The organism is Ideonella lacteola (genome assembly GCF_038066555.1).
Lineage (GTDB): Bacteria > Pseudomonadota > Gammaproteobacteria > Burkholderiales > Burkholderiaceae_C > Ideonella > Ideonella lacteola.
Genome location: NZ_JBBUTG010000067.1, coordinates 1 through 2,704, shown reverse-complemented (window position 1 = coordinate 2,704; position 2,704 = coordinate 1). Strand labels below are relative to the sequence as shown.

4 protein-coding genes are annotated in these 2,704 nt (G+C 58.1%); all 4 read left to right on the top strand.

What is annotated here, in order from left to right:
- The first annotated feature begins 137 nt into the window (after positions 1 to 137).
- The 4 genes from AACH06_RS30005 (at position 138) to AACH06_RS29990 (ending at position 2,464) form a co-directional block, all read left to right on the top strand.
- A complete protein-coding gene (locus AACH06_RS30005; protein WP_341429506.1) occupies positions 138 to 608 on the top strand; it encodes a hypothetical protein in 471 nt (156 codons plus the stop codon).
- Between the two features lie 57 nt (positions 609 to 665).
- A complete protein-coding gene (locus AACH06_RS30000) occupies positions 666 to 1,160 on the top strand; it encodes a GNAT family N-acetyltransferase (RefSeq protein ID WP_341429505.1) in 495 nt (164 codons plus the stop codon).
- A 489-nt stretch (positions 1,161 to 1,649) separates the two neighbouring features.
- Positions 1,650 to 2,054 (top strand): YciI family protein, encoded by a 405-nt coding sequence (locus AACH06_RS29995; RefSeq protein WP_341429504.1) that lies wholly within the window; start codon positions 1,650 to 1,652, stop codon positions 2,052 to 2,054.
- Between the two features lie 80 nt (positions 2,055 to 2,134).
- Positions 2,135 to 2,464 (top strand): hypothetical protein, encoded by a 330-nt coding sequence (locus tag AACH06_RS29990; protein ID WP_341429503.1) that lies wholly within the window; start codon positions 2,135 to 2,137, stop codon positions 2,462 to 2,464.
- Positions 2,465 to 2,704: the final 240 nt, after the last annotated feature.

The window sequence follows — 2,704 nt, the reverse complement described above, 5'->3', positions numbered from 1 at the left end:
AGGTTCATTGCTATGTTCCTTTTCAGCTTTGGCTTAGCAGAGCAGCGCCTCGCCCGAGCGCCTAACCCCTCCGTCAAGGGGACGTCCCGCAAGCGGGCCGCCCCTTACGTCGAACGTTAAGTCGCACGGGGACTCGTATGCCAGCAGAGCTTGAATCCAAAGCCGCTATGCAGGTTGGTCACCTCGTCTTCGCGTTCGCCCGCCTGGATTTCATGTTGGCGCTGGCCCTGCGCAATCTGCTCCAGTCTCAGACGCCCGACGACCTCAATCCACTAATCGAGCGACTCGGATTCAAGGAACGCCTCGACGCGCTTCGAGAGTTGGTTGAAGTCTCAAAGACTCTGCGTCCAGAGGCGGTGCAGCAATTCGACGACTGGTACAAAGCCGCTGATCGCCTCCGCATGACTAGAAACGCCTTTGTTCATGGTCGCTGGGGCATGGAAACTCGAGACAGCCTCTTCAATGCTTCAACCAAGGTGGGCAAGGTACTTTCTGGCGAAGCCAAGGTCTATTCCCTCTCGGAACTTGAAACGGAAGCCAAGCTTGCAAAGCAGGTGATAGACGCCTTCTATGAATGGCACCTGCGTCATGTCGTCAATGAGGCCTAACCCCTCCGTCAAGGGGACTGGCCTGAGGCCAGCCCCTTACGTCGAACGTTAGGGCTCATGAAAGTCACTCTCCGTCCGGCAGAGCAAGCTGATTTCGACTTCTGCTTCCACGCGAAGCGTGACGCGATAAGGCCACATATCGCCTCTCGGTGGGGTTGGGACGAGGATTTTCAACTCCGCTTTCATCGCCAACGCTGGTCCGAAAAACCTTGGTTCATCATCGTGGCAGAGGCTCAAGCAGTTGGCACTGTGTCAATTCAGTGGAGTGATACGCATCTTCAGTTTGGCGAATTCTATCTCCTCGGCGCCTTTCAGCGACGCGGCATTGGCACGCGAGTCCTCCAGTCGGTCCTTCAGGAGGCGGATGCAAAGCGCCTTCCCGCCAAGCTCGAGTACCTGAAGTGGAATCCAGTTGGGTCCCTCTACAAGCGCCACGGTTTCATAGTCATCGAGGAGACCGAAATTCACTACCTTCTTGTTCGCCAACCCGTGAGCCCTAACCCCTCCGTCAAGGGGACTGGCCTGCGGCCAGCCCCTTACGTCGAACGTTAGGCATCAGAAGGCAGCGGGGCCGGTGAGGTCTCAGCGACGTGTCTACGGCTTCTGGGTGCCTGCTTCATCCTCAGCGTGGGCTGTCCGTCCTTCGGCGGCCAGCGCGCGATCCGTGGCGGTTCAAGCCGTATTCAAGTCTGCTTGGGCACATGTGGGTGGCCGCGGCGGCATGCCAAGGTCGCTCGAATCGATCACTTTGGTCACCGCCGGTGGTACTCTGCCAGCCATCTCTGCCAAGGCAAGTTTCCAGCAGCTGGCCAAGATCGCTGAAATCCTTCGTCCAGCGTCGTAGCATTTGTCATGGAACTCTGTTGCTCCACCAACGCATGCCTCGCATGGCTGCCGGGCATGAAATACATACCGGTTGTGGCATTGCGTTCCAGGCGTCTCGGTGCTCTGGCCGCTCTGCCTAACCGCTCCGTCAAGGGGACCTGCCTTCGGCAGGCCCCTTACGTCGAACGTTAAGCGTCGAAGAAGTCGAGTGTCCAGATGAAGATGCGCTCTGCCACTCGGCGTAAAGTCCTGTCTCTTCTGTTCGTTAACGCGGCGGCAGCCCATCTCTCTGACCATGCCATCGCTCAACCAGTCTCTGGCGCCATGAAGGACATTCGCTACGTTGTTTTCCATCGTCCAGGCCCTGCATGGCAGCAAGGCAAGGGCATGTTTGAACAGCCGGGAGTGATGCAGCATGTACAACACTATCGTCAATGGCTGACCGCGGGAAAGCTTGAGCTCGGTGGTCCGCACCTCGATGCCGGCGGCGGTGGAATGATGATCCCAGTGGCTGGCGTTTCAGAAGAGGACGTCAAGCGCTTCGCCCTTGAAGATCCCGCCGTCAATGACGGCACGCTCCTGGTTGAGGTTCGTCCCTGGCTAGTCGGTATGTCGAAGTGAGCCCAAAGCGCCCGCCGCCTAACCCCTCCGTCAAGGGGACCTGCCTTCGGCAGGCCCCTTACGTCGAACGTTAGCCGTCAATGAACGCCGCGGGTCACTACTATCTCAACAGCGAAGAGCCTCAGCTCGTTGGGCAACGCTGCACCGGCTTCGTTCTCCAGCACTTCTATGAAGGTCAGCAAATCACTGATCAAGTCAATGTCGCCTACTTGCGCTTTTCTGAACAGTGGTATCGCTTGTACTTCGAATGCGAAACCATCTTCTGGCGCATGTCAGAGCCCCCGGAGGCAGCTGAAAATTCGGGCCTCGCCTATGGGCTTCTGCTCAACAATCTGTCAGGCATGGAGTCTGTAGTTGGCCAAACGGTCCAAGCAGTAGCCTACTCGGCATCCGAGTCCGGCGATGTTTGAGCCACCATCACGTTTGCCAACGGCAAGAGCCTTGAGTTTGAGCACAGCTGTGAAGCCGATTCCACCCGCCTTGCCGGCTAACCCCTCCGTCAAGGGGACGTCTTGCGCCAAGGCGCAATCTGCCCCTTACGTCGAACGTTAGGCATCAGAAGGCAGCAGGCTTGTGAAGTCTCAGCGACATGTCATCGGTTTCTGGGGGCCGGCTTCATCGTCGGCGTGGGCTGTCCGTCCTTCGGCGGC